General features: G+C 64.9%; 26 protein-coding genes. 10 read left to right on the top strand and 16 right to left on the bottom strand.

Going from position 1 to position 26774, the window contains the following annotated elements; translation table 11 throughout:
- Window positions 1–4: 4 nt before the first annotated feature.
- Window positions 5–3511 (bottom strand): PAS domain-containing hybrid sensor histidine kinase/response regulator, encoded by a 3507-nt coding sequence (locus ACOQOU_RS15960; RefSeq protein WP_420578741.1) that lies wholly within the window; start codon window positions 3509–3511, stop codon window positions 5–7.
- A gap of 180 nt (window positions 3512–3691) precedes the next feature.
- On the opposite strand from ACOQOU_RS15960, the gene mscL reads away from it, so the two are divergent.
- Complete coding sequence (gene mscL / locus ACOQOU_RS15955) at window positions 3692–4108, top strand: large conductance mechanosensitive channel protein MscL (protein ID WP_109766158.1); 417 nt, start codon at window positions 3692–3694, stop codon at window positions 4106–4108.
- Window positions 4109–4200: 92 nt separating this feature from the next.
- A complete protein-coding gene (parC, locus tag ACOQOU_RS15950) occupies window positions 4201–6474 on the top strand; it encodes a DNA topoisomerase IV subunit A (RefSeq protein WP_306024684.1) in 2274 nt (757 codons plus the stop codon).
- 24 nt (window positions 6475–6498) lie between these two features.
- On the opposite strand, the gene ACOQOU_RS15945 is transcribed toward parC, so the two are convergent.
- The 5 genes from ACOQOU_RS15945 to ACOQOU_RS15925 form a co-directional block, all read right to left on the bottom strand.
- The gene (locus ACOQOU_RS15945) at window positions 6499–7182 is read right to left on the bottom strand and encodes a response regulator transcription factor (RefSeq protein WP_306024683.1); all 684 of its coding nucleotides are present in this window, start codon (window positions 7180–7182) and stop codon (window positions 6499–6501) included.
- 112 nt (window positions 7183–7294) lie between these two features.
- Window positions 7295–7603, bottom strand: a complete 309-nt coding sequence (locus tag ACOQOU_RS15940; protein ID WP_306024682.1) for a hypothetical protein — start codon at window positions 7601–7603, stop codon at window positions 7295–7297.
- Window positions 7604–7836: 233 nt separating this feature from the next.
- Window positions 7837–8403, bottom strand: a complete 567-nt coding sequence (locus ACOQOU_RS15935) for a lytic transglycosylase domain-containing protein (RefSeq protein ID WP_306024681.1) — start codon at window positions 8401–8403, stop codon at window positions 7837–7839.
- Between the two features lie 117 nt (window positions 8404–8520).
- Window positions 8521–9300, bottom strand: a complete 780-nt coding sequence (locus ACOQOU_RS15930; RefSeq protein ID WP_109765923.1) for an N-acetylmuramoyl-L-alanine amidase — start codon at window positions 9298–9300, stop codon at window positions 8521–8523.
- Window positions 9297–10007, bottom strand: a complete 711-nt coding sequence (locus ACOQOU_RS15925; RefSeq protein ID WP_109765922.1) for a J domain-containing protein — start codon at window positions 10005–10007, stop codon at window positions 9297–9299. Before ACOQOU_RS15925 ends, ACOQOU_RS15930 begins: the two co-directional genes overlap by 4 nt.
- Window positions 10008–10111: 104 nt before the next feature.
- On the opposite strand from ACOQOU_RS15925, the gene ACOQOU_RS15920 reads away from it, so the two are divergent.
- Window positions 10112–10996: a DMT family transporter gene (locus ACOQOU_RS15920; RefSeq protein ID WP_306024680.1), complete on the top strand. Its 885-nt coding sequence runs from the start codon at window positions 10112–10114 to the stop codon at window positions 10994–10996.
- On the opposite strand, the gene ACOQOU_RS15915 is transcribed toward ACOQOU_RS15920, so the two are convergent.
- Window positions 10993–11826, bottom strand: coding sequence for an META domain-containing protein (locus tag ACOQOU_RS15915; RefSeq protein ID WP_306024679.1), 834 nt, complete (start codon window positions 11824–11826; stop codon window positions 10993–10995). The two genes, ACOQOU_RS15920 and ACOQOU_RS15915, sit on opposite strands and share 4 nt — an antisense overlap.
- Before the next feature lie 189 nt (window positions 11827–12015).
- On the opposite strand from ACOQOU_RS15915, the gene ACOQOU_RS15910 reads away from it, so the two are divergent.
- The gene (locus tag ACOQOU_RS15910) at window positions 12016–15654 is read left to right on the top strand and encodes a hydantoinase B/oxoprolinase family protein (protein ID WP_306024678.1); all 3639 of its coding nucleotides are present in this window, start codon (window positions 12016–12018) and stop codon (window positions 15652–15654) included.
- Between the two features lie 3 nt (window positions 15655–15657).
- Here the strand turns inward: ACOQOU_RS15910 and ACOQOU_RS15905 are convergent, their stop codons facing one another.
- Both ACOQOU_RS15905 and ACOQOU_RS15900 read right to left on the bottom strand, forming a co-directional pair.
- Window positions 15658–16209, bottom strand: a complete 552-nt coding sequence (locus ACOQOU_RS15905; RefSeq protein WP_109765918.1) for a cytochrome b — start codon at window positions 16207–16209, stop codon at window positions 15658–15660.
- 28 nt (window positions 16210–16237) lie between these two features.
- Window positions 16238–16672 carry a hypothetical protein gene (locus tag ACOQOU_RS15900; protein WP_306024677.1) on the bottom strand — a complete coding sequence of 145 codons (435 nt, stop codon included), beginning with the start codon at window positions 16670–16672 and terminating at the stop codon, window positions 16238–16240.
- Window positions 16673–16928: 256 nt separating this feature from the next.
- On the opposite strand from ACOQOU_RS15900, the gene ACOQOU_RS15895 reads away from it, so the two are divergent.
- From ACOQOU_RS15895 to ACOQOU_RS15880, 4 genes are all read left to right on the top strand, one after another.
- A complete protein-coding gene (locus ACOQOU_RS15895) occupies window positions 16929–17312 on the top strand; it encodes a MarR family winged helix-turn-helix transcriptional regulator (protein ID WP_158585251.1) in 384 nt (127 codons plus the stop codon).
- 167 nt (window positions 17313–17479) lie between these two features.
- Window positions 17480–17911 (top strand): curlin, encoded by a 432-nt coding sequence (locus tag ACOQOU_RS15890; protein ID WP_109765915.1) that lies wholly within the window; start codon window positions 17480–17482, stop codon window positions 17909–17911.
- A gap of 81 nt (window positions 17912–17992) precedes the next feature.
- Window positions 17993–18385, top strand: coding sequence for a curli-like amyloid fiber formation chaperone CsgH (csgH, locus tag ACOQOU_RS15885; protein ID WP_109765914.1), 393 nt, complete (start codon window positions 17993–17995; stop codon window positions 18383–18385).
- 176 nt (window positions 18386–18561) lie between these two features.
- Window positions 18562–18969, top strand: coding sequence for a curlin (locus ACOQOU_RS15880; RefSeq protein ID WP_109766157.1), 408 nt, complete (start codon window positions 18562–18564; stop codon window positions 18967–18969).
- A 59-nt stretch (window positions 18970–19028) separates the two neighbouring features.
- Here the strand turns inward: ACOQOU_RS15880 and ACOQOU_RS15875 are convergent, their stop codons facing one another.
- Window positions 19029–20402 carry a serine hydrolase domain-containing protein gene (locus ACOQOU_RS15875; protein ID WP_306024675.1) on the bottom strand — a complete coding sequence of 458 codons (1374 nt, stop codon included), beginning with the start codon at window positions 20400–20402 and terminating at the stop codon, window positions 19029–19031.
- A gap of 136 nt (window positions 20403–20538) precedes the next feature.
- Here ACOQOU_RS15875 and ACOQOU_RS15870 point away from each other — a divergent pair, with 136 nt between their 5' ends.
- The gene (locus ACOQOU_RS15870; RefSeq protein WP_109765912.1) at window positions 20539–21345 is read left to right on the top strand and encodes a GH25 family lysozyme; all 807 of its coding nucleotides are present in this window, start codon (window positions 20539–20541) and stop codon (window positions 21343–21345) included.
- 8 nt (window positions 21346–21353) lie between these two features.
- Here the strand turns inward: ACOQOU_RS15870 and ACOQOU_RS15865 are convergent, their stop codons facing one another.
- The 4 genes from ACOQOU_RS15865 to ACOQOU_RS15850 form a co-directional block, all read right to left on the bottom strand.
- Complete coding sequence (locus ACOQOU_RS15865) at window positions 21354–21578, bottom strand: hypothetical protein (protein ID WP_420578740.1); 225 nt, start codon at window positions 21576–21578, stop codon at window positions 21354–21356.
- A 456-nt stretch (window positions 21579–22034) separates the two neighbouring features.
- A complete protein-coding gene (locus ACOQOU_RS15860; RefSeq protein ID WP_306024673.1) occupies window positions 22035–22643 on the bottom strand; it encodes an FMN-dependent NADH-azoreductase in 609 nt (202 codons plus the stop codon).
- Between the two features lie 119 nt (window positions 22644–22762).
- Window positions 22763–23674, bottom strand: coding sequence for a methylenetetrahydrofolate reductase [NAD(P)H] (gene metF, locus ACOQOU_RS15855; RefSeq protein WP_109766156.1), 912 nt, complete (start codon window positions 23672–23674; stop codon window positions 22763–22765).
- A gap of 16 nt (window positions 23675–23690) precedes the next feature.
- Complete coding sequence (locus ACOQOU_RS15850) at window positions 23691–24725, bottom strand: ArsR/SmtB family transcription factor (protein WP_306024875.1); 1035 nt, start codon at window positions 24723–24725, stop codon at window positions 23691–23693.
- An 89-nt stretch (window positions 24726–24814) separates the two neighbouring features.
- On the opposite strand from ACOQOU_RS15850, the gene ACOQOU_RS15845 reads away from it, so the two are divergent.
- On the top strand, window positions 24815–25141 hold the full coding sequence (locus tag ACOQOU_RS15845) for a DUF2293 domain-containing protein (RefSeq protein ID WP_109766154.1): 327 nt from the start codon (window positions 24815–24817) through the stop codon (window positions 25139–25141).
- Between the two features lie 5 nt (window positions 25142–25146).
- Here the strand turns inward: ACOQOU_RS15845 and ACOQOU_RS15840 are convergent, their stop codons facing one another.
- Window positions 25147–26058 (bottom strand): DMT family transporter, encoded by a 912-nt coding sequence (locus tag ACOQOU_RS15840; RefSeq protein ID WP_306024672.1) that lies wholly within the window; start codon window positions 26056–26058, stop codon window positions 25147–25149.
- A gap of 81 nt (window positions 26059–26139) precedes the next feature.
- Entirely contained in the window at window positions 26140–26739 is a 600-nt protein-coding gene (locus tag ACOQOU_RS15835; protein ID WP_306024671.1) for an MOSC domain-containing protein, read from the bottom strand.
- Window positions 26740–26774: the final 35 nt, after the last annotated feature.

The raw sequence follows: 26774 nt of genomic DNA, 5'->3' as shown, positions 1-26774 counted from the left end.
CGCCTTATTCGGCGGCGATGCGCGGCATCGGCACCTGGGTCAGCATGGCGCGCAGCGCGGCCGGCTTGAGCGGCTTGTTGAGCAGGTGGACATTGGCGGCCGACGCCTGTTCGCGCAGTTCGCCGGACCGGTCGGTGGTGATCAGGACGGCGGTGATCGCATCGCCATAGCGCGCGCGCATGTCGGCGATCACCTCCATGCCGGTGCCGTCATCGAGATGATAGTCGGCGATGATGACATGCGGGTCGGCGCCATGATCGTTCAGGGCTCTGGCCAGCATGTCGCGGCGCGGTGCGGCGATCACCGTCGCCCCCCAGCCCGTCAGCAGCACGCTCATGCCCGACAGGATGGTTTCCTCATTGTCGATGCAGGCGATCGTCAGGCCGGTCAACAGCGCGCGACGGGCCTGCGCCGGCGCGGGTTTCGCCGTTACCGCAGGCGCGGCGGCATCGACGACCGGGACCGGGACCTTGAAGGCCGTGCCCGCGCCAGGGATCGATTCCAGCGTCACCTCGAGGCTCAACACGCGCGAGATACGGTCGACGATCGACAGGCCGAGCCCCAGCCCGCTGGCGATGCGCGCACCGTCCGACAGGCGCTGGAACTCCTCGAACACCCGCGTCGCCTTGTCTGGCGCAATGCCGATGCCGGTGTCGTAGACACAGATGACCGCGTCATGGCTGCGCCGGCGCACGCCGATCAAGACGCGGCCCTCATGGGTGTATTTGATCGCGTTGGAGACCAGGTTCTGCAACAGCCGGCGCAGCAGGTTGCGATCGGTCTCGATGATGGCGCCGGTGCGCACCACCGTCAGCTCCAGCCCCTTTTCCTTGGCCATCAGCGCGAAGTCCGACTGCACCTGCTGGAGCAGGTCGGCGACCGGGAACCGCGTCGGATTGGGCGTCAGCGCGCCCGCATCAAGCCGCGAAATGTCGAGAACCGCGCCGATAATGTGCTCGACCGATTCCAGCGCCGTGTCGATCTTGTGGGCGATCTCGCGGTTGGTGCTGTCGCCCTGCCCGCCCATCCGTTCGACCAGCGACGAGGTGTAGAGCCGGGCCGCGTTCAGCGGCTGGGAGATGTCGTGTCCGGCGGCGGCAAGGAACCGCGTCTTGCCGATATTGGCTTCTTCGGCGCTCCGCTGGGCGACTGCCAGTTCCTCGTTGACGCGGGTCAGTTCGGCGGTGCGCGCCCGCACCCGCATTTCCAGGCTTTCCTTGGTGCGTTTGAGCGCCTCGTCCGCCTCCACCCGGCCGGTGATGTCGGTATAGGTGATCACCAGCCCGCCATCGGGCATCGGGTTGGAGCGGATTTCGAGAATGCGGCCGCTGCGCGCCAGCGCCAGCTGCCAGGCCCTGCGGAACCGGGTGACGTTCTCGACCACCTCGCGTTCGGTCTCGGCATCGATCTGACCGGCCTCGACCAGCATGCCGGTGATCGACTTGAGCGGCATGCCGAAATTGCCCATTTCGGGCGGCAGTCCGAGCAGCCTGCGGAACTGGCCGTTCCAGTTGGTCAGCCGGTACTCGTTGTTGAACACCGATATGCCCTGATCCATCTGGTCCAGCGCCTTGTGCAGAAGATCGCGGTTCTGCTGGAGCGCTTCGGACGCATCATCGAGAAGCCGCACGGTCTCGCGCGACGACGCGCCGTCCTTTTCGAACAGCAGCGACAGGACGAGCCGTGCCGACGAGGAGCCGATGGCGCTCGCCAGCACCTGCTCGGCATAGCGGACGACCGATATGTCGGTCGTGTCCGATCCGACCAGCTTTCGCCCCTCGCGCAGTTCGAACGCCTCGAAGGCGCGCTCCATGCGCGCGGTGCTGACATAGCGGGCGATCGACTCCTTCAGTTCGTCGATCGTCGTCGTCGTACGGAACCGCTTGAGCCCGATCGACTGCTGCGCCTCGCGTGGCACGAAGGTGACCGCCTGGATGCGTTCGAGCGGCGTCGGCGTGCGCGACAGCGAGCCGCCGACCAGAAGCGCGATGTTCACCGCCAGCGACCAGAACACGCCATGCACGAGCGGTTCGAACTGGACGCCGAACAATTGGCTCGGCCGAAGCATGGCGATGCCGAACAGGCCTTCGCGCACGATCGCCGCGTCGGCCCCGGCAAGATTGGGCACCAGCAGCGTGTAGGCCCAGACCAGAAAACCGCCGAGCATGCCAAGGAACGCGCCGCGCGCATTGGCGCCCCGCCAGATCAGGCCGATCAGGAAGGCCGGCGCGAACTGGGCGATGGCAGCGAAAGACAAAAGGCCGATCGAGGCGAGTTGGGCGGTGTGGTCGGTCTGCCGGTAATAGGCGAAGGCGGCCAGGATGATCAGCGCCATGGCGATGCGGCGGATGTTCAGGATGATGCGCGACCAGTCGCCCGCCGCCGTGCGCGCGGCCGCGTTGAAGCGCCACAACAGGGCCGGCAGCACAAGATCGTTGGAGACCATGATGGCCAGCGCGACCGAGGCAACGATCACCATGGCCGTGGCCGCCGAAAGCCCGCCGATAAAGGTGATCAGCGCCAGCCAGTCCTGATCGGCGGCGAGCGGAAGCGCCAGAAGATACATGTCGGCGGGCACGTCGGGCTCCAGATTGATCAGACCCGAAACGGCAATCGGCATGACCAGCAGGTTGATGGCGATCAGATAGGCAGGGAACAGCCAGAGGGCACGGCGAAGCTCGACATCGGACCGGTGTTCGACGACCGTCACGTGGAACTGGCGCGGCAGCATGAGGATCGCGCAAGCGCTCAAAAGCGTCATCACCAGCCATGTTTCGCCGGATGTGCCGTTCGAGAGGGAACGCGCGACGGCAGCATTGTCGCCAAACGCCTCGCGCACCGGGCCGAACCCGCCGAACAGGAAGAACAGGATCACCAGCCCGACGCCGACAAAGACAAGCAGCTTGACGATCGATTCAACGGCAATCGCCGTGATCAGCCCGTCCTGGTGCTCGGTGGCATCGGCATGGCGCGTGCCGAACAGGATAGAAAAAGCCAGCAGCGAGATGGCGACCACCAGCGAGACGTCGATCGGCAGGGTCGACGGCGCGCCGATCGAGCCGTCATAATGGCTGACCATCAGCGTGACCGCGTCGCTGACCGCCTTCAGTTGCAGAGCGATGTAGGGGACCGTGCCGATCACCGCGATGCAGGCGGCGAGCGCTGCCACATGCATCGATTTGCCGTAGCGCGCGCCCAGAAAGTCGGCGATCGAGGTAATCCGCTCGGATTTGGACAGATGGACGACCCGCCGGACCAGCCGGTAGCCCAGCGTGAACACGAGGATCGGTCCCAGGTAGATGGCGAAGAACTCAAAGCCGTTGTTTGCGGCGAGGCCGATGGATCCGAAAAACGTCCAGGACGTGCAGTAGACGGCGAGGCTGAACCCGTAGATGAGCGGCCGCGGGCTGCCGACCGGGAGCGCGCGCGCGCGGCGGTCGCCATAGGCGGCAACGGCAAACAAAGTGGCCAGATATCCGAACGCCGCAAGCGCGACCAGCCAGCCCGGCATGCGATACTCCCCGCTTGCGGCATTCAAGCAGAGCCGACCCGGCTTGTCTAACAGGCGGCCGCAACGGTCGGACGATAATGCGTTTCACAATCGGACGCCATGGTGTATGGACCCGCCGGCGCGGGACGGCACTGGTCCGCCGACGCGCACGTTCGAGCAGACCAAAAAAAGGGGGCGCACATGCTCAAGGAATTTCAGGAGTTCATTGCCAAGGGCAATGTCATGGATCTCGCCGTCGGCGTGATCATCGGTGCCGCGTTCGGCGCAATCGTCACGTCGCTGACCGGCGACGTCATCATGCCGATCGTCGGCGCGATTTTCGGCGGGCTGGATTTCTCCAACTACTTCGTCGCGCTCGCGCCGGAAGTAACAGCCACATCGCTGGAGGCCGCCAAGGAACAGGGCGCCGTGCTCGCCTATGGCGCCTTCATCACGGCGGTGATCAATTTCGTCATCCTGGCCTTCATCATCTTCCTGATGGTGCGCGCCGTGAACAAGATGAAACGCTCGCAGGAAGAAGAAGCCGAAGCGGCACCGCCCGCGCCGGCCGAGGACGTCGTCCTGCTGACCGAGATTCGCGACCTTCTCAAGAAGTGACCGGAACGGCATCGTTTGCTGAAAGCCCTGCCCTGCGCGGGGCTTTTTCATGTCGGCTTGCCGCGAATCGCCCGAGCCGGTAGGCAAAATCCATGTCAAAACCCGTCCAGCCGCCCGGCGGCGATGAACCCGGCCGCGAAATCGAGCCCGTCGATCTGAAGTCGGCGCTCGAGGAGCGTTATCTCGCCTATGCGCTGTCGACGATCATGCACCGGGCCCTGCCCGATGCGCGCGACGGCATGAAGCCGGTCCACCGGCGCATCCTCTACGTGATGCGGCTTTTGAAGCTCGATCCGCAGAGCGCCTATCGCAAGTGCGCCAAGATCGTCGGCGATGTGATGGGCAACTTCCATCCGCATGGCGACCAGGCCATCTATGACGCGCTGGTGCGGCTCGCCCAGGATTTCTCGGTGCGCTACCCGCTGGTCGACGGCCAAGGCAATTTCGGCAATATCGACGGGGACAACGCCGCCGCCTACCGCTACACCGAAGCGCGGATGACGGAGGTCGGCACGCTGCTGCTGGACGGTATCACCGAGGACTCCGTCGATTTCCGTCCCAACTACAATGAGGAAGACGAGGAACCGGTCGTCCTGCCGGGCGCGTTCCCGAACCTTCTGGCCAACGGCTCGTCGGGCATCGCGGTCGGCATGGCGACGGCCATTCCGCCGCACAATGCCGCCGAACTGTGCGAGGCGGCGCTGCACCTGATCAAGTTCCCCAACGCGACGATCGAAAAGCTGGTCGAGTTCGTGCCGGGGCCCGACCTTCCGACCGGCGGCATCATCGTCGAGCCGCGCGACCAGATCCTGGAAGCCTACAGGACCGGGCGCGGGGGCTTTCGGGTGCGCGCACGCTGGCACAAGGAGGAGACCGGGCGCGGCGGCTACCGCATCATCGTCACCGAGATCCCCTACCAGGTCCAGAAGTCGAAGCTGATCGAGAAGATCGCCGAACTGCTGATCGCCCGGAAGGTGCCGCTGCTCGACGATGTGCGCGACGAGAGCGCCGAAGACGTGCGCATCGTGCTCGAACCGAAATCGCGCGCGGTCGATCCGGACCTTTTGATGGAATCGCTGTTCAAGCTGACCGATCTGGAAAGCCGTCAGCCGCTGAATATGAACGTCCTGTCGGGCGGCATCGTGCCCAAGGTGATGAACTTGCGCGACGTGCTGCGCGAATGGCTCGATCACCGGCGCGATGTGCTCATCCGTCGCTCCAGGCACAGGCTGGCCAACATCGAAAAGCGGCTGGAAGTGCTGTCGGGTTTCCTCATCGCCTATCTGAACCTTGACGAGGTGATCCGCATTGTCCGCTTCGAGGACGAGCCGAAGAAGGAACTGATCAAGACGTTCGAGCTGACCGAGGTACAGGCGGACGCGATCCTCAATCTGCGCCTGCGGGCCCTCAACAAGCTCGAGGAGGTCGAGATCCGCAAGGAGTTCGACCAGTTGACCGAGGAAAAGGATCAGATCGAGCGGCTGCTCGCGTCCGAGGACGCCCAGTGGAAGACCGTCGGCTGGGAGATCGGCAAAGTGCGCGACCGGTTCGGCAAGGACACCGAACTGGGGGCGCGCCGGACGGACTTCAGCGAGGCGCAGGAGATCGATCTGCAAGCGGTCCAGCAGGCGATGATCGAAAAGGAACCGGTCACCGTCGTCGTCTCGGACAAGGGCTGGCTGCGGGCGATGAAAGGTCACCTTTCCGACTATGACGGGCTGACCTTCAAGGAAGGCGACCAGCTCAGAACCGCCTTTCCCGCGCACACGACCGACAAGCTGCTGGTCTTCACGACGACCGGCAAGTTCTACACGATCGGCGTCGACAAATTGCCCGGCGGTCGCGGCCATGGCGAACCGATCCGGCTGATGGTCGACATGGACAATGATGCGGACATCGCGACCGCTTTCGTGCACAGGCCGGGGCGCAAATTGCTGGTCGCCTCATCGGCGGGCAACGGTTTCATCGTCGGCGAGAGCGAGGTTTCGGCCAACACCCGCAAGGGCAAGCAGGTCATGAACGTCAAGATGCCGGACGAGGCGGTGCTGTGTCGCTTCGTCGAGGCCGGCGACGGCGCAACGCCGGACCATGTGGCCGTCGTCGGCGAAAACCGCAAGCTTCTGGTCTTCCCGCTCGACCAGGTGCCCGAGATGGGCCGCGGCAAGGGTGTCCGCCTGCAGCGCTACAAGGATGGCGGCATAAAGGACGCCAAGGTGTTCGCGATCGAAGACGGCCTGACCTGGCAGGACAGTTCCGGCCGCACCTTCACGCGGACAAAGGAAGAGCTGTCCGAGTGGATGGGCGTGCGCGCCGGCGCCGGGCGCATGGTGCCCAAGGGCTTTCCGCGCACGGGCACGTTCGGCTGAACCACGCCTTCCCGCTGAAGCCGGTCAGGCCGGTGCGGCACCGCCTTCGTCGCCGCGCAGCATGTCGCTGCCGATCTTCGACAGGCGGATCACGGCCTGCGTGCGGCTGTCGACATTGAGCTTTTGCAGAACCGCGGACACATGCGCCTTGATGGTCGCTTCGGAGACGCCGAGCTCATAGGCGATCTGCTTGTTGAGCAGTCCCTCGGCCAGCATGCCGAGCACGCGCGCCTGTTGCGGCGTAAGCGTTCGGATGCGGCCGATCAGGTCCTCGACCTCGGGATCGTGTTCGCTGCCAAGGTCGATGCCTTCCGGCATTGCGATCCCGCCGTCGATAACGGTCTGGACGCTGGACCGGATGGCCTCTGTGGTGGCCGATTTGGAGATGAAGCCCGAGGCGCCAAGATCGAGCGCGCGGCGCACCGTCGAGGGATCGTCACTCGCGGAAACAACGACGACCGGCACCGCCGGATAAGAAGCGCGCACCGCGACCAGAGCCGAGAGCCCGCTGGCGCCGGGCATCGTCAGGTCGAGCAGCAGAAGATCGAGATCGGTCTCCCGGTCCAGGACGGCGATTGCCTCGTTGAAATCACCCGCCTCGATCATCTCGGTGGTTGCCGGGCCGCCATTGATATGGCCCATCAGCGCCGATTTGATCGCATCTCGGAACAATGGATGGTCGTCCGCTATGCAAATTTTCGTTGTCATTACCGCCCTCCCCGAACGACTGCCGCGTTCGTCCAAGGGTCCATGTTCTGACTCGCGCGACAAACGCCGCGTCAATTAGACGTATGGACGGTGCCGCCGTCAAGTCGGCCCGTCAGGGCGCGCGGACGAGCCGGCGGTACAGTTCGGGGAGCCGGACGACGAACCAGATAACCGCCCAGACGTTGCCCAGAAACGGCAGGGGAACGATCCACAGGACCGCGCGGAAACCCCGCTCGAAGCCGGCGATCACGACCGCCGTCAGGACGAAACCGAGATAGAGATCGGCGAGCGTGACCAGCCCCCATGGATCGGCGGTGATCGCATCGAACGACGCCCAGAAATCGGCGGCGAAAGACGCCCAGACGATCAGTCCGAAAAAGCCGATGCCGAGCCCGGCAATCACCACCCGCAACACACCCATGATCGATCTCCCGATGGCCGGGGCCGCCGGCGGCGCACCCTTCTTGGGATAGCTAGGCAGCCGCCCGCCAAATCAATGGAGCCTCCGGCTGTGCGGATCGAATTTGCCGATCGTTCGCCGGCCAAGACATGCCCTGCGCAAGCAAAGATCAAGGGACATCAAAGAGTTAGCGTCCGCTTACGCTGCGGTACCGGCGCCTGGGCGGCTGCTGCGCGGCGAGCGTCGAAATCCCTTTAATTGTCCAGCAGGCGGGCCACCTTGTTGCAATAGCGCTGGGAGACCGGATTCATCCGCCGCGCCGCATGACCGGCATTGTAGCGCAGGATCGTGCCGCAGGTGGAGCCGCCGGCAAGGTCGTGCGCGCCGCCGAGATATTTCATGCCGTAGCGGATATTGGTTTCGGGGTCATAGAGCCCCTTGGCCGAACCGGTGTAGCCGAGCATGCGCGCCGTGCCGAGGCGGATTTGCATCAGGCCGATCTCGCCGGCCGCGCCGCGCGCGTTCGGTCGGTAGCTGCTTTCCGAATAGACCACCGCATGGGCCAGATCGACGGGCACGTCGTTGGCCGCCGCATGCGTGGCGATCAGCGCGGCGAAGGGGCGATCGTCAGCCACGGCCGCGGTGACCGGATTGTCTGCGCGCAGCGCCAGCGTGGTCGTCCCGGGCGTCTCGATCGAGGCTGTGCCGGCGGCGCCTTCATCGCCGCTCCCAGATCCGTCGAGCACCGTCGTTGTCTGGCACCCCGAAACGAGCGCGAGCGTCACCATCAGGCCAAAAAGGCCCACGATCTTTGCATTCATGGAAAAAATCCCGTCTATTTCTGTTTGACGGGCGACAGACTTGGCGAATGCGGCACTTGTGCGCCGCAGCAATTCAATCTGCGCGACAGGCGGTAACAATCCGCGCGCCGATGTCCGTCAAGAGAATGACGGATAGAGTCGCAAGAGGCGGTTCAGCGTCTCGATGGTCGACATGTCGGCAATGCCATCGACCTGTGCCGGGCGGTGCCGGCGCTGGAACGCCTCGACCTGGATGCGTGTCGCCTCGCCGAAGACGCCGTCGGCGTTTGCATCAAAGCCGTAGAGCGCCAGCATGGACTGCAGCGCCGCGACAGGCTCACCCGTGTCTCCGGGAGCCAGAAAGCGGCCGCCGCCGACCGGTACCGGCTCGACATGGAGTGCAACGCCGCGCTCGGCCAAGCCATTCCAGGGAAACCGTTCGCCAGGATCGCGCTTGCGGCCCGGCGCCACATCGGAATGGGCGACCACCACATCCCTGCCCATGCCATGGCGTGCCATGATATCTTGGGTCAGCGCGATCACCGCTGCGATCTGAACGCCGGGAAAATCGGGTAGGCCGAAATCGTGGCCGCCATTGACGATCTCGATGCCGACCGATGCCGAATTGACATCGGTGGTGCCCTTCCAGAACGAGCGGCCGGCGTGCCAGGCGCGATCCTGCTCGCGGACCATCTGCACGATGCGGCCATCCTCATGCACGAGGTAGTGGCTGGACACCTCGCTTTCGGGCGCGCACAGCCAGTTCTCCGCCGCCTCGCCGGTTGCCATGCCGGTATAGTGCAGGACGATCAGCGAGGGCCCCGCACGGCCCCGGCGCTCGCCGAAACTGGGCGACGGGCGTACGATGGCACCGGGATGGTCAGGCGCAAACGTCGTCGGCTCCGCGTCCCCGCTCATGCCCGCTTCAACTCCGGTTCGACGACATCCCAGGCCGCATTGATCGCCGCGACGCGCTCATGGGCGATGGCGTGGAACTCGGCCGGCACACCGCGCGCGGCCATCGTGTCGGGATGATTGTCGCGGACCAGTTCGCGATAGCGTTGCCGCGCCTCGTCGAACGGCGTGCCGGGCGCGATGCCCAGAACCCGCCAGGGGTCTGCGTCGCCCGCATCGACATGGCGGGCGCGGATGCGGTCGAACTCGGCGTCGGAAATCGCAAAGATGGCCGCCACGTCGGCAAGGAACTCGAGCTCTTTTTGGTGGATGACGCCATCGGCCTTGGCGATGTGGAACAGGCCGTCGAGAATGTCGCGCAACATCGGGCAATCGGGCTGGCCCGATCCGCACAGGCCGGCCAGTTGGGCGGCATAGCTCTGGTAGCCCGCAACATCCTGCTTGGCGAGATTGTAGAGGCTGGCGACGCGCTTTGCCTCCTCGTCGGGGATCTCGAAGATCTCCCGGAATGCGTCGACCTCCGAGGTGGTGACGACACCGTCGGCCTTGGCCATCTTGGCCGACAGCGCGATCATCGCGACCGAGAACGCAACGCGGGCGCGGGTTTCCGGATCGCCCTCGAAGACGGTGCGCACCTGCTCCACCAGCGCGCCGAGCGCCTGGCCCGCCGTGCCGGAGACGAAGTCGGAGATGCGCACCCAGATCGACATGCCGCCTGATAGTCCAATGGCCGCGCAAATGTAAGGGCGTTGCGCCCCTTCCGGTGTCGTGACACAAGGCCGGCTGGTCTTTGCCCAGGCGGTTTGTCACAGCGATGAGTCAGGACAGAAACGTGCCGCTTGGCTTTGCGCTCGGTCTGGTGGGCATTGTCATCTTCGGCGCGACACTTCCGGCCACCGTCTTTGCGCTCGAAGTCTATGGCCCTCTGTTCATCGCCTCGGCGCGGGCGGTGGTCGCAGGCGTCCTTTCCCTCATCGTTCTGCTTTCCCTCGGACGTACGCGGCTCTTCCGGCCGAGTTGGCGCCTGCTGCTGGCCGGCGCGATGGTCACGTTCGGCTTCCCCGCCTTTTCATCGCTCGGCATGGTCAGCGTACCGGCCAGCGATGGCGGCGTGGTTCTGGGCATCCTGCCGCTTGCAACCGCCATGTTCGCAGCGCTCCTGACAGCCGAACGGCCCGGCGCCGCGTTCTGGGCGTGGGCCGTTGCGGGTTCGGTCCTTGTCGTCTGGTTCGTCATCGGCCAGGACGGCGGCGCGGTGCGCGACTTTTCCAATCCGGGCTATCTGTGGCTGTTGGCGTCTGCGATCTCGGCGGCGCTCGGCTATGTCGTCATGGCCGAGCTCTCGAAATCCATGCCCGGCTGGGAGGTGATCTGCCGCGTGCTGATCGCCTGCCTGCCGTTCAATCTGGCGATCTCCTGGTTCCTGTGGGAGCCCGAATACGCCTTCATCGAACCGGTGCCGGCGCTGGCGCTTGGCTATCACGCCGTCTTTTCGATGTTTCTGGGATTTTTCGCCTGGAATGCGGGGCTTGCCCTTGGCGGGATCGCGCGCATCGGTCAGATCCAGCTCATGCAGATCTTCGTGACCATCGGCCTGTCGGTCTGGCTTCTGGGCGAGACCGTGACGCTGCGCACGCTCATCTTCGCATGCGCGGTTGCGGCGACCGTGTGGTTCGGCCGCCGCGCCCGAATCGGTTAGTTCTGCGCCGCGCGGCTGAGCGCGATGAGCTGACTGCCCGAGGCGTCGGTCAGCGTCATCGTGTCGCCCTCGACCGAATAAGCGCTCGCCGAGCCCAGCGCCGCAAGGAACGCAGTCTCCGCCGTCATGATCTCGGCCTCGCATGCTTTTCTGGTCGACGCCAGCGGGCCGACCGTCAGGGCGCCGTCCTCGCCGGTCTCATAGCTGCCGGTGAAGTCGTTGCAGCCGCCATTGCCGGAGACGGTGCCGGCATCGAAGGCGACGAACGCCGCGTCGCTGTCGGGCGATACCCAGCGCGTGCCGGCGAGCGGACCGGCCAGACCGGCCGCCGCCAGAGCATTTTGTGCGGTGTCCGCAATGCCTTCCAGCGCTTCGCCAGCCCCTTCGGCGGCATTTTCGAGCATTTGGCCCGCGCCTTCGGCTGTCTCGTTTGCTGCGTCGGCGAGATTGCCGGCGGCGTCGCGGAGCGCGTCACCGGCTTCGCCGGCCATGGCGCCCGCATCTTCGGCTGCCTGCTGAACCGCTTCGCCGGCATCGTCGGCCATTTGCTCGGCCGTGTCGGCGGCATCTTCAGCGGCCTGCGTGGCGTCGTCCGCCAGCCGCGATGCCGTCTCGCTTGCGGATTGGGCCGCCTCGGACGCCGCATCTGCGGCATTCTGCGCGGTTTCCGCAACGGCTTCACCCGTTGCTTCTGCTGCTTCCCGGGTTTCGTTGGCCGCCTGCTCGACGGCGGTTTCGGCGGACGCGCGAGCCGCTTCCTCGTCTTCGCCGCAGGCGGCAAGCGCCAGAAGCGCCAGCACGCTGACCGATGAAATGAGTGCCTTCTTCATGGGATGTCATCCTCTTTTGGACCAGTCATCCGGCAGCAACGCGCCGGGCCGCGATGTGGTTGCGGCCAACTGTGTTCAAAAAATGTGCACTGCAAAACGAGCGGCTGTCGACGACGGAACCCGGACCATCCGCCGGTTGCCGCTGACGACGATTTCCGCCAAGACTGGACGCGAAACGGAGGACCAAGAATGTCTGGGCAGTGGGATTTCTGGATCGATCGCGGCGGCACCTTCACCGATGTGATCGGCCGTGATCCGGGCGGCGCGCTGCATGCCCACAAGCTTCTTTCGGAAAATCCCGAAGCCTATCTCGATGCTGCCGTGCAGGGCATTCGTGATCTCTTGAACCTTGAGCCCGGCGCACCGCTGCCGCCCGGCCTGGTGCGCACGGTGCGGATGGGCACGACGGTCGCCACCAACGCGCTGCTCGAGCGCAAGGGCGACCGGACGCTGTTGCTGATCACCAAGGGTTTCGGCGACGCGCTGCGCATCGCCTACCAGGCGCGGCCGGACATCTTCGCCAAAAAGATCGTGCTGCCCGAGCAGCTCTACGAGAACGTCATCGAAGTGCCCGAACGGGTGCTGGCCGACGGCACGGTCGAGCATGCGCTCGATCCCGAATGGCTGCGGCCGGGGCTGACGGCGGCTCGCGAAGCGGGCATCGATGCCGTCGCCATCGCGTTCATGCATGCCTGGGCGTTTCCGGCCCATGAGCAGGCGGCGGCCGATCTCGCCCGGCAGACAGGCTTTGCGCAGGTCTCGGTCAGCCATGAGGTCTCGCCGCTCGCCAAGCTGGTCGGACGCGGCGACACGACCGTCGTGGACGCCTATCTGTCGCCGATCCTGCGCCGCTACGTGGACCAGGTGGCCGGGCAGCTGGGGATCGGCGCCGACAAGGCCGAAACCCGCCTTCAGTTCATGATGTCGTCGGGCGGGCTGACGGCGGCAGAAACCTTCCAGGGCAAGGATGCGATCCTGTCCGGACCCGCCGGCGGCGTGGTCGGCATGGTCGAGACGGCGCGCGCCGAAGGGTTCGATCACGTGATCGGCTTTGATATGGGCGGCACGTCCACCGACGTCGCCCATTTTGCCGGCGACTATGAACGCGCCTTCGAGACCGAAGTGGCCGGCGTGCGCATCCGCGCGCCGATGATGGACATCCATACGGTGGCTGCCGGCGGCGGCTCGATCCTCAAATATGAGGATGGGCGCTTTCAGGCCGGCCCCGACAGCGCCGGCGCCAATCCCGGTCCCGCCTGCTACCGCCGCGGCGGCCCGCTGACGGTGACCGACGCCAATGTGATGACCGGCAAGCTCGACCCTGCCTTCTTTCCGGCGATCTTCGGGCCGGGCCGGGACGAGCCGCTGGACGCCGACATCGTGCGCGACAAGTTCGCCGCGCTGGCCGACCTGATCGGCGACGGACGAGCGCCCGAGGAAGTGGCCGAAGGGTTCCTGACGATCGCGGTCGAAAACATGGCCAATGCGATCAAGAAGATCTCCGTGCAGCGCGGCTATGACGTGACCGAATATGCGCTGAACTGCTTCGGCGGCGCCGGCGGGCAGCATGCGTGTCTGGTCGCCGATGCGCTGGGCATGGACGCCGTGCTGATCCATCCGCTGTCGGGTTTGCTGTCGGCCTATGGCATCGGCCTGTCGAAGACATCCGCGTCCCGCCAGCATGCACTTGTCAAACCGCTCGAAGAAGCGACGAAACCGGAAATCGAGACTCTTTTGAATCGGTTGGGCGCCGAGGTTGAACAAGAGCTCGAATCCCAGGGCGTCTCCCGTGAGGCGATCGCCACCCGTGCGACGCTGCACATCCGCTATGACGGAACCGATACGAGCCTCGAAGTGCCGTTCGACGGCGACGACATCGTGGCTGCCCGCGCAGCGTTCGAAACGGCCCACAAGGCGCAATTCGGCTTCATCAGCCCGGGGCGGGCGATGGTGGTCGAGGCCGTGGGTCTTGAGGGTGAGGATTCGACCGACAACACACCGCCGCTGGATGCGCACGATGCAACCGAGCACCGGCCCGGACCGGCGCAGCAGGGCCGCATGTTCACCGGCGGCGCATGGCGCGACGCGGGTGTCTACCGGCGCGACAGGGACGGCGCCGGCCCCGGCGCGCGGGTCGCCGGGCCGGCGGTCATCGTCGAAGCCAACCAGACCGTCATCGTCGAACCGGGCTGGGAGGCGCAGGTCACCGAGCGAGACACGGTGGTGATGCGCCGCGTGGAAGCACGGACGACAGCCGCCCCGGTGGGCACCGATGCCGATCCGGTGATGCTGGAAGTGTTCAACAACCTGTTCATGTCGATCGCCGAACAGATGGGCGTGACGCTTCAGAACACGGCTTCATCGGTAAACATCAAGGAGCGGCTCGATTTCTCCTGCGCGGTGTTCGACGCCTCGGGCGCCCTGGTCGCCAATGCGCCGCATATGCCTGTTCACCTCGGTTCGATGGACCGCTCGGTGGAATCGATCATCCGCCAGAACCCCGACATGCGGCCCGGCGACGTTTATGCGCTCAACGCGCCCTATAATGGCGGAACGCACCTGCCGGACATCACGGTGGTGACGCCGGTGTTCGATGATGACGGCAAGGGCATCCTCTTCTTCGTCGCTTCGCGCGGCCACCATGCCGATGTCGGCGGGATGGCACCGGGGTCGGCAACGCCACGCGCCACCCATGTGGATGAGGAAGGCGTGCTGATCGACAATTTCAAGCTGGTCGATCGGGGAACGCTGCGCGACGACGCCTTTATCGACCTGATGACCGGCCATGCATGGCCGGCGCGAAATCCCAAGCAAAACCTTGCCGACATCGTGGCGCAGGTGGCGGCCAACGAAAAGGGCGTCGCCGAACTGCGCCGGATGGTCGGTCATTTCACGCTGCCGGTCGTGCAGGCCTATATGAAGCACGTCCAGGACAATGCCGAAGAGAGCGTGCGGCGGGTGATCGACAGGCTCGCCGATTGCGAGGCGACCTATCCGACCGACACCGGCCAGCAGATCAGGGTGCGGATTTCCGTCGACCACGACAAGCGGGAAGCAACCGTCGACTTCACCGGCACCTCGGCGATGGCGAAAAACAACTATAACGCGCCCGAGCCGGTGGCGCGGGCGGCGGTGCTGTATGTGTTCCGGCTGATGGTTGAGGCAGGCATTCCCATGAATGCGGGCTGTTTGAAGCCGATCCGGATCGTGATCCCCGACGGGTCGATGCTGAAGCCGGTCTATCCGGCCGCGGTCGTTGCCGGCAATACGGAGACCAGCCAGCACGTGACCAACTGCCTGCTCCAGGCGCTGGGCGCTCTGGCCAATGCCCAGGGCACGATGAACAATCTGACCTACGGCAATGCGCGCCACCAGAACTATGAGACGATCTGTTCGGGATCGCCGGCGGGCGTGATGAATGACGGCCATGCCTTCGCCGGCGCCTCGGGCGTGCACACGCACATGACCAACACCCGCATGACGGACCCGGAGATTCTCGAAATGCGCTATCCGATCGTCGTCGAGGAGTTCTCGATCCGGCCCGGCTCGGGCGGCAAAGGCGCCTGGCGCGGCGGCGACGGCACACGGCGCGTGTTGCGCTTTCTCGAGGAAATGGAATGCGCCATTGTCTCGTCACACCGGACGGTGCCGCCCAAGGGGCTGGACGGCGGCGGTGACGGGCAGCTGGGCAAGACCGAGATCAGACGCTTGGACGGCACGCTCGAAGAACTCAAGCATGCCGACCAGACGTCTGTCGCGGAGGGCGAAGCGGTGATCGTGACCACGCCAACGCCGGGCGGCTACGGGGCGGCACGACCCGCCCCGTGAGCGTCAAGACTGACGGTCGCCGAACCACATGCGGCGGAAAAGGCCGTCCTTCCTGATCCATTGGTGCCAGGCGAAGGCAGCGATGTGCAGGACGATCAGCGCCAGCAGAAGATTGCCGATGATAGCGTGCGCATAGCGCGGCGGATAAGCCCAGAAATCGGCTGGCAGCGGATCGCCCGATCCGCCGAAGACGATCGGCGGCAGGCCGGCCAGAACCGAAATACCGATTCCGGAGCCGGCCATCAGGATCACGAAAAGATAGAAGGCCCAATGGGTCCAGGTGCCGGCCTTGTCGAGCATCGGGTTGCCCGTGGCGGCGTGGGCGGGTTTGCTGGTGCGCAGCCGGACGAACAGACGAACCAGCATCAGAAGCAGGATCAGGATACCGATCGACATGTGCGCCCGCAGCATGAAGATCTTGTCGGGATCGGAGTTGGGCGTTTCGGCAAGCAGAACGCCCCCGGCGAACAAGGCTACGCCGATCATCAGCGCCAGCAGCCAGTGCAGGGTGACCAAAAAGGGATGATAGCGTGTCGGTTGGGTCGGTGCGGACATGGCAATGGCCTCCGGTCTTTGGTTGGCGTTATTGTGCGGATACGTCAATGTCGGGCCGGATCGCCGCGCGCATGACGAGATTGACGCTGTAGCCGATCAGATATTCGTCCTGATCGAGCACCGAATCGTCATCGATGTCGGCGCGGCGAAAATCCTGCGACAGCGCGAAGCGATGCTCTGACTGGGTCAACCGGCCATCCCCGTTGCGGTCCCACAGGGCGAACAGAATGCGCCGTGCGGTGAAGATCGCCTCGGGCTTGCCTTCTTCCAACGCAGCCTCTTCGAAGCCGACATCCCAGGCGGAAAACTCCGCGAAGTCCACGCGGTCGTCATTGTCATAGTCCATACCGGCAAAGACGCCTTGGCGGAACTTCTCCATGTCGCCCATGTGGGCGTAGCCCTTGGCATCCTCATCGACCGCGTTGAACGAGGTGACCGGCCACATCACGACCGGGCGTTCCATCCGCGGCCAGGGCCGGCATGGCCGCGCCGAGCAGTGAAACGGCGATGGCAAGCGAAACTGTCTTCATGGGAATTTCCTTTTGGGGGGCAGCCCGCGCCGCCGGGCTTAAAGTCACGGACAGCTCTTATCATGCATATGCAACTGTTGCAATTGCAAATGTTGTGAGTCTGACGCAATCTGAAAGAACCGGAGTATGGATATCTCGATGCGCGCGCGTCTCAGTCGCGAAAACTCGATGGGATGGATGATACAGCGCTTGGCGCGACGGCTTGACGACGCAATGAATGCGCGGCTGGCCGAACACGGGCTCACCCTACAGCAATTCGCAATCCTGATGACCGTCATCGAGCACGGGCGCATGACCCAGGCCGAAATCGGGCGGCTGTTCGCCATGCCGGCCTATGCGATCAGCCGGGCGATCGACGGGCTTGAGGCGGACGGGCTCCTGGTGCGCGACGCCCATCCCTCCTCACGCCGCGCCCACCAGATCCACGCCACCGAAAAGGCGCTGGATATGGCACCGGCGATGTTCGCGATCGTCAAGGCGGTCAATGCCGACCTGACGCAGGGGCTCGGCGACAAGGAGGCGGGCGAGCTTCGGCGCCTTCTTGCAACGGTGGTGGAGACCGCCGCGATCTGACAGCCGCTTTTCGGCTTCTCACCGCCGGCGCCGGACCGAGGGCCGCCGTCCGAACATGGTGAACGCAAACTGAACGACCGGTTCAGCGGCGGTTCCGCCCGCCTCTCCTAGACATGGTTAACGCCTCGAAAACGAGCGTCGCAAACCAAAGTCAAAGGAGAACGTCCATGTCCCGCAAACTCATCATCGCAGCATCCGTTGCCATCGCTTCGGCCTTCGCCGCTCCCGCCATGGCCAACGACGTCAGCATCGACCAGTTCGGCTTCGGCAATTCCGCCGGCGGCGGCCAGACCGGCTGGAACAACAAGCTCGGCGTCTTCCAGGACGGCGTGTTCAACAACACGATCATTGAGCAGTTCGGCTCCAACAACACCGCCGCAACCGGCCAAAGCGGCTGGAACAACAATGCCGAAACCAGCCAGAACGGCCATGGCAATGCCGGCGGCATCGGCCAGTTCGGCGACAACCACAACGCAATCCTGACCCAGGACGGCAACGGCAACGTCGCCGCCGGTGTCCAGGTCGGCAACGGGTGCGACGCCGACGTCACCCAGGCCGGCAGCGGCAATGTCGCCGCCTTCGTCCAGACCTGCCCCTAACGGCACGCAAACGCCCATCGCGAGCGCCGGGGGGAGCGGACCGCTTCCTCCGGCCAACCCGCACCACGAAAGGAGAACGACATGACCGACAAACGTCTCACGGCAGCCGCCGGACTTCTGGCGGCAACGCTGGCCACCGGCTGCTCGGCCATAGCCAGCGACACCGACAATGCCAACGCCGACCCCGTGCGCTGCGAAATCCAGGCCGACGACCAGCGCGGCATGGTGCGCCTTCAGGGCGTCATGCATGCCGATACCGACGTGAACGGCACCTACACGTTCACAGTCAAAAGCGTCGGACGCGGCGGCAGCACCAACATCTCGCAGGGCTCGAGCTTTTATGCCGGCCCCAGCGGACCGACCACGCTCGGCATGGTGATGCTGTCGGCCGGCGGCGCCTATGATGTCGAACTCGACGTCAAGGCGGACGGCCAGCGCTACCGCTGCGCCGAACGGATCGGCGGAGTGATCTGACCGACACCCATCTCGCACCGTAAACAGGAATGCCCCGCCCCATCGGCGGGGCTGTTTTCGTTTACGGCGGGTTAAGGAACTTGGTTAACGCCCGATGAACGGACGGTTCCAGACCGGTTCAGCCGATGGCCTGCAAGGTGGCTTCAACATCGCAAAACCCATCGGAGGACTATCCCATGACCCGCACCCGCCTTACCGCCCTTGCCGCTGCCGCCGCCATCGCCGCAGGCACCCTCGCCCCGCTGGCGCCGGCCCATGCCGGCGGCTCGGTCTCGATCTCGATTGCGCCGGGCTCGGCCGATGCCGAACATGCCATGCGCGCCGGGCTTGGCCTTTTTGCAATCGCCAACGGCATCAAGAACGGCTCGATCACCCAGAACGGCATCGGCAATGCGGCCGGCCTGATCCAGAACGGTTCGGGCAATCTGGGCATCGTCCATCAGGAAGGTAACGGCCATGAAGGCACGCTGACGCAGAACGGCAACGGCAACGCCCATGGCCTGTTCCAGTTCGGCCAAGGCACGAGCGGCCATGTCAGCCAGTCCGGCGGCCAAACCGGCGCGACGTTCCAGTTCGGCTGGTAGGCCCCTCTTCCGCCAACAGCCGCGCCGCCGCCGACCTCACCTCGGCGGCGGTCCTGACCCTAGGGGTCCAGCGCGCCGATCACCGCCTCGATCAGATAGGCGACCTTGTAGCGCTGATCGGTCGGCGTCAGCCCCAGCCGGACGACGACCAGATCCTCGGACGGAATGACCGACACGGACTGGCCGTCATGGCCGTTCATGAAAAAGCCGTCGGTGGGCAGGTCCGGATTGTCGCCCTCCATCCAGGCATTGGCAGCGCGAAGCCACACCTGCCCGTTTCCATAGACGCCATCGGACGCCGGATGCGCCGTCACCATCCAGTCGACAAAGCCGACCGGCAGCAGCGACCGTCCGTTCCAGACGCCGCGCTGCAGCATGAACTGGCCGAAGCGCGCCCAGTCGCGCGCGGTCGCATAGATGTAGGACGAGCCGACGAATGTGCCCGATGCGTCCATTTCCATCACCGCGCTCGTCATGCCGAGCGGGTCGAACAGCGCCGCATAGGGCCAAAAGACCGCTTCGGCCGGATCGTCGAAACTATCCTGCCACAGGCGCGACAGAAGCACGGTGGTGCCGGAGGAATACTCGAAGACATCGCCGACACCTTCGGGCGAATCATCGTCGCGCGGCTGGCCGGCGACGAAACCGGCCATGTCGCGCTCCAGATAGAGCATGCGCGTGACGTCGGAGACCGATCCGTAGCCCTCGTTCCACGCAAGGTCCGGCGCCATGCCCATCATGTCGCGCAGGGTGATGCCGCCGCGCCCGTCGCCGTCCCAGCCCTCGAAGCTGGCCGTCTGATCGAGGTCGAGCCGCCCCTCGCGGATCGCCCGGCCGATCAGCGCGCCGGTCACGGTCTTGGAAACCGACCAGCCCAGAAGCGGCGTGTCGGGTGCGAACCCGTCCGCATATCGCTCGCCGATGATCGCACCGCCCTTGACGATCACGATCGCCCGCATGCCCGGGCCCGTCAGCGCCGGATCGTTAAGAACGGCATCGAGTGCCTCGTTCACCGGCAATTCCACCTGGCTGCCGGCAGGCCACATCGAACCGGTGGCGAGCGCTGTGCGATTGGGTGCCGGCCGTTCGATCAGGCGATCCACGCCGCCCTCGGGCACCGACGAACAGCCCTGCCCCGGCCGGCGCACCGCCAACCCGCCGCCGATCAGCCCGAACAGGCCGGTGCGCACGGTGCCAGCCTCTTCGTCCACATCGACGCGCATCAGCCTCAGCAGCGGATGGCCGGGCGCCTGCACATCGACGGTCAGCACCTCCTGCGCATCGCGGCCGGCGAGGAAGACGTTCGAACAGACGATCTTGGCCGCATAGTTGGCGCCGACGCGAATGAGGTCGGGCGGCGCGAAAAACAGATAGCCGAACCCTCCGGCCACGAGCACTGCCACAATCAGAACGAGGGCTTTGAGGATACGCATCGGCGTTGCGCCTTCATTTATGGTTAACGGAGGTTTAACGGTGGTGCCTGCAAGGTCAACTGCGGCGCACAGGCTGGATTTCACCCGGCTGGGCGCTATAAACCGTTTTCGGGGCGACAACCAAACGGACGTTTTCATGACGCGACTGGCCGGGCTCATTTGTGCCGCGATCATGGCCGTTGCAGCCGCTGGCTGCACCAAGGTCGACTATTCCGCGCTCACCCAATCGCTTGATTCCACCTATGCGGCGGCGACGCCGCGCTACGGTGACAGCGATCCGGTGCATGAATGGGAAGGCGGCGCGCCGTTCGGCTTTCCGGTGCACGGGATCGATGTCTCCAAATGGCAGGGTGTGATCGACTGGCCCACGGTGCGCCGGGCAGGCATCGAGTTCGCCTTCATCAAGGCGACCGAAGGCGGCGACATGCTCGACGACGCCTTCATGCGCAACTGGCACGATTCGCGGCGGGCGGGCATGCCGCGCAGCGCCTATCATTTCTATTATTTCTGCACGTCAGCCAGGCGGCAGGCGCGCTGGTTCATCCGCAACGTGCCGCGCGAGCGCGGCGCGCTGCCGCATGTGCTCGATGTCGAGTGGAACCACAAGTCGCCGACCTGCCGGCTGCGTCCGCCGGCCGACACGGTGCGCAGCGAGATGACGATCTTTCTCAACATGCTGGAGCGCCATTACGGCAAGCGGCCGATCATCTATACGACCGTCGATTTCCACCGGGACAATCTGGCCGGACACATGGACGAGGAGGTCTTCTGGCTACGCTCTGTCAAGGCGCATCCGCGCGTGACCTATCCGGGCCGCGACTGGGCGTTCTGGCAATATACGGGCACCGGCCTGGTGCCGGGCGTCAATGGCGACACCGACATCAACGTCTTTGCCGGCAATCGCAACCAGTGGCGCGACTGGCTGGACGTGGCAACGCGCTAACCAGCCGATTACAACCGGTCGAAATCGTCCTTGGCGGTGGGCATCAGCATCACCGCCGTCGCCAGATAGGCAAAGCCGAACGTGACGCCGAAGCTCATGAACAAGAGGGCGATGACCGCCGGCTTGGCGTCGGAATGCATGAACATGTCGCCAAGGCCGGAAATGTTCATCCACAGAAGGCCCGCCGCGATGGCCCAGCCGATCAGCACGCCGATGGCGGAATTTATCACCACGAACCTTATCAGTTTGGGCATGGACGGGCCTGCGATTGCCGAGGATCACTGTCTCGAAACTAGACCTGCCACCGGCCCGGTCAATGCGACATCTTTCACGGATGTCCACACGCGGGAACAAAAGTTTTCCCACAGCGGCAGCAGGCGCGCACGCCCAGCAATTTCGGGCAGTTGTGCCAAATGGAGACAGATTTTTCCCGCTTGTCTGTTGCATTGCAGCAACGATTTGTGTTGCGTGGCCCGTCACAGAACCTACACTAAAGGGGTAATACACGAGGGAGGTCCCGATGGATCTGACACGCTCTTTGAACGTCGTACTTGTGTGTGCAGCCTTTGTCTTTGTCGGCGCGCTGGTATTCGGCGTCCTGTAAATCCACACAATCAAAACAACACGGCCGTACGCGCGATGAAACGCGCGTACGGCCCGTAATCGTCAGAGAGTTTGGGCCGCTTATGTCAGGCGGCCATTGCGTTGCGTGCGCCAGCGGCCTCGGCAATCGCCGCGCGCGCGGCAGCGAGGCTTCCATCGGCATTCTGGACGAGGCGGTCGGCGGCGATCACGGTCACATCCGTGATGCCGATGAAACCGAGCACCTGGCGCACATAGGGCGTTGCGAAATCGACGGGGCTGTCGACCGGTACGCCGCCGCTTGCAACGACGACAAAGGCGCGCTTGCCCTCAAGAAGCCCCTGCGGGCCGTTCTCGGAGTAGCGGAAGGTGCGTCCGGCGCGGGCGACCTGGTCGATCCAGGCCTTGAGCGCAGCGGGCACGGAGAAATTGTAGAGCGGTACGCCTATGACGATCGTGTCGGCGGCTTCGAGTTCGCTGATCAGCGTGTCCGACAGGGCAAGCGCCCGCGCCTGTTCGTCGCTGCGCTCTTCGGCCGGCGTCCAGTTTGCGCCAAGCCATTTCTCGTCGAGTTGCGGGATCGGTTCGGCCAGATCGCGAACGACGATCGTGTGCTCGGAAGTGCCACCGAGCGCATCGATCAGCTCGGCGCTGAGCGCGCGGCTTTGCGAGCCTTCGTTCCGCGCGGACGACTGGACAGAAAGAATATGGGCCATCGTGCTCTGATCTCCGTTAGGCCCGCCGGGTGCGGGCGATGGGCGGAGAGATAGCCACTCTGGCCGTTCACGAAAGATCGGGTTTCAGCAACACAATGTCTGCGAATTGTGAACGGCGCTCAGGCGGCCGCATCGACATGCTCTTCGCGCACGCCGATCAGCCGGCAGACGGCAAAGACGAGATCGGGCCGGTTCATGGTGTAGAAGTGAAAATCGCGCACGCCGCGATCGACGAGATCGAGCACCTGTTCGGCGGCGATGGCCGATGCGATCAACGCATGGGTCTGCGGATCGTTCTCCAGCCCCTCGAACCGCTCGGCCAGCCAGGCCGGAATGTGCGTCTTGCACCTGCCGGCGAAGTTGGAGACCGCGCGGAAATTGTGGATCGGCAGGATACCGGGCACGATCGGCACATAGATGCCGGCGCGCCGCACACGCTCGACGAAGCGCTCATAGCCGTCATTGTCGAAAAAGAACTGGGTGATCGCGCGCGCCGCGCCATTGTCGACCTTGCGCTTGAGCATGTCGATGTCGGTTGCGAAATCGGGGCTTTCTGGGTGCTTTTCGGGATAGGCGGCGACGGAAATGTCGAAGTCGCCGAAAGCCTTGAGGCCGGCCACCAGATGCGCGGCATTCTCGTAACCGCCCGGATGCGGCACGTAGCGAGTGCCCATGCCGGTCTGCGGGTCGCCGCGCAGCGCCACGAAGCGGCGAATGCCCATCGCGGCGAATTCGCGGATGACGGCATCGGTCTCGTCGCGCGTCGATCCCACGCAAGTGATGTGCGCGGCGGCGTCCATGCCGCCCTGCTTTTGCACATGGGCCAGCGTCCGCTGCGTCGGCTCGCGCGTCGAGCCGCCCGCGCCATAGGTCACCGAGACGAAATCGGCGTTGAGCGGGGCGAGCTTCTCGATCGTGTCGGCAAGCGTTGCCGCCATCGCCTCGTTCTTGGGCGGGAAGAATTCGAAAGACACACGGATGTCGTCGTTCAGGGCGACGCGCTGGGTCCTTGAAAAAACACTTCCGGTCATGATGTCGCCGCGGCTTTCACGCCGCCTCCGTTGTGTCCCGAGCGGGACCGTTTTCATCTGCAATGACGTAGCGCGGATCGTCGGCCGACCAGATCATCACCGTCAGTTGGCCGTCGCCATCGCTCTTGGCCGACGGCAGCGCCTCGGCACGTATGTTCTCAAGGCCGGCGGCCTCGAACCATGAGGCGACGGTCTCGGTGTCGAAGCCGAGCCGGTGATGCTGATGCTCCTCGCGCAGGAACTCGAGATCGTGCGGCGCGAAATCGATGATCATCAGACGCCCGCCGGGCGCAAGACTGCGCGCGGCCTGGGCCACCGCCGCGGCAGGGTCGTCGAGGAAATGCAGCACCTGATGGATGGTCACCAGATCGAATGCGTCGCGCTCGACGGGCATGTTGAACACATCGCCCATCCGGACCTCGGCATTGACCAGACCCGCCGCATCGAGATTGGCGCGCGCGACGTTGAGCATGTTGCGATTGGTGTCGATCCCGACCGCCGAGCGGAAACGCGGGGCGAACACTTCGAGCATGCGACCGGTGCCCGTGCCGATGTCCAGCATCGCGTTGAACGGCCTGTCACCGGCAAGGCGCACAAGCGCCTGCTCGACCTTGCGCTCGGGCACGTGCAGCGAACGGATCGAATCCCAGCTTTCGGCATTGGCGGAGAAATAGGCCGACGCTTCGTCGCGGCGGCGGCGCTTGACGTCGGCCAGCCGCTCGGCATCGCGCGCCAGAACGGGATCGGCCGGATCGATGCGCGTCAGTATGTCGGCGGCGAGCGCGCCCTGCGGGCTGTCATGGGCCAGCCGGAACAGCGCCCAGGACCCTTCCTGGCGCCGCCGGATGAGCCGTGCTTCGAGCAGCAGCTTGAGATGCCGCGACACGCGCGGTTGCGACTGGCCGAGGATCGTGGTCAGGTCGGACACGGTCAGATCCGCTTCCGCCAAGAGCTTGAGCATGCGCAGCCGGCTCGGCTCGGCGGCCGACTTGAGATGCTCGACCATCGCATCGACGCCGAACAGGGTTTCATTGTCGTTCGAAAAAGACATAAGCATATGTTTATATCATTTCGGCGACGCCGACAATATGCAAATGCGACATCGCCGGCAAATTGCGTGCCCTGCTCCGCTGCCGGGTCATGCCGATGACGACAAAGCGCCAGGCCGCCGTCTCGCAAGCGCTTGAAAGGCTGGCGCCGCTGATGCCGCTTGAGGACGCGCTGGCGATCAAGGCGCTGGTCGCCCGACCGCACATGCGCGGCCTGCCGGCCCAACGGGCCGTCTGGCTCGCCACCATCACCCATATCAGGCACACGCACAGTGATTATGACGCGTTGCTCGACGAGGGCTATGACAGGGATGCGGCGCGCTTTTTCGTGCTCGACGAGGTCAATGCGGTGCTGCGGCGGTGGCAGGCGACGCGGTTCCTCGATGCGGACGAAGACGGTGTCGGCGCGGACGGATAAGCCGGCTATTGCCGCAGCGCGATCACGCCGGCAATGACGATCAGCGCCATACCGGTCAGCGACCAGACGTCCGGCACCTCGGCGAAGAAAACGAATCCCCAGACCAGCGCAAAGGCCACATAGCCGAAATCGAAGGTCCCGATCACCGCCGGCGGCGCGTTCTGATAGGCGATCGCGGCGCCGACGCTGCCGACAAGAATCGCACAGGCAAGAAGCGCCATGGCAGCCCATTCGCCAGCCCCCATGGCGGCCCAGGGCCCCAGCAGGAACCCGTCTCGCGTGTCAACGACCGACAGCCCAATCACCGCCGTGGCGACCAGACCGGCCACGACGAAGGTGACATTCAAAAGCAGGGACAGCATCAGCGGATGGACGGCGCGGCACCGCGTCCGTGTCAGGATCATTGCCAACGCATACAATATGGCGGCCACCAGCGGCAGCAGGGCGTACGGGTTGAAGTCGCCCGCGTCGGGGCGCAAAATCAGGAGCACGCCGACAAAGCCCAGAAAGACCGCGCCCCACCCTGCCGCACTGATGCGGTCGCCGATAAAAAGTGCCGAAAACAGCGTGATGAAGATGGGAAGCGTGTAGTAGACCGCCGCTGCCACGGACAGATCGAGCCTCGGCAGCGCCAGATAATAGGCGATCCACATTCCGACCAGCAGGGCACTGCGCACTATGGCCCAGCCCAGCGACGGAGGCAGGGAAAGCGAATCGCGCGCGGTCCACCACAAAAGGCCAACCAGAACCGGCAGCACGATCAGCGAGCGCAGAACGAAGATCTGCCAGATCACGAACTCGCCGCTGGTGAACTTGATCAGCGCATCGCCCAGCGACAGCATCAGCACGGTGAAGACGATGACCGTGACGGCGAAAGGCACCCTGTCGGCCCGCGCCGGGTCTGCCTTCTGTTTCATCCGACGACCTGCCTCTTGGCGCAAGCGGATCAAGGGTCCGCCCGCGCATTGCGATCCCGCCTCAGGTGACTCCCGGCGTCGCTAGACGGGATAAACCCATTGCTCGGGCAGCTGCACGCGGACGCTCTCGCCCATCCGGACCGTACCCGGCTTTTCCACCCAGGCGACGACGCCGCGGCGGCGTTTGGCGATCTTGGGAAAGCCGAGCGCGATATGCTGGTCGCCCTCGCGCCCCACATGGCGGGCGATGGCGTCGCCGGCGACTCGGCACGGGCCGTTCTGCATGTCGATCTTGACCGTCGCGCCGCCCTCGAAGAACAAAAGCGTCGAGGCCGGCAGCATGGACAGCATTGGCACCCCGGCCAGCGTCATGTTGGCGCCGATCCATTCGGGGGCGATCATCGGCAGCTCCATGTCGGCGGCGACCGCTTCCAGCTCGTCGCGGGCGACGATCGACAATTGCCGCTCGTTGCGCATTTCGGTGCCGCGCTCGTACCAGGGTTCGCGACCGCCTGACCCCCGCGTCATGCCGGCGTGCAGATCGCCGGGAACACCCTCGAACGTCAGTTCCAGCGTCTCGACGGGGCTTGTGACGAAATCGTCGCCCGCCGACTTGAAGAGGCCATCGACGCGCGCCTCGATGCGCTTGGCGGGGTGGATGTCCGGCATCACCGTGTCCATGGCGAATCTCCCGTTCGAACCGCTGATGCCGATTG

Origin of the sequence: Oceaniradius stylonematis, from assembly GCF_965223445.1 — a bacterium.
GTDB lineage: Bacteria > Pseudomonadota > Alphaproteobacteria > Rhizobiales > Rhizobiaceae > Roseitalea > Roseitalea stylonematis.
Note: the sequence above shows the minus strand (reverse complement) of the source record. Positions and strands in the feature narration are given on the sequence as shown.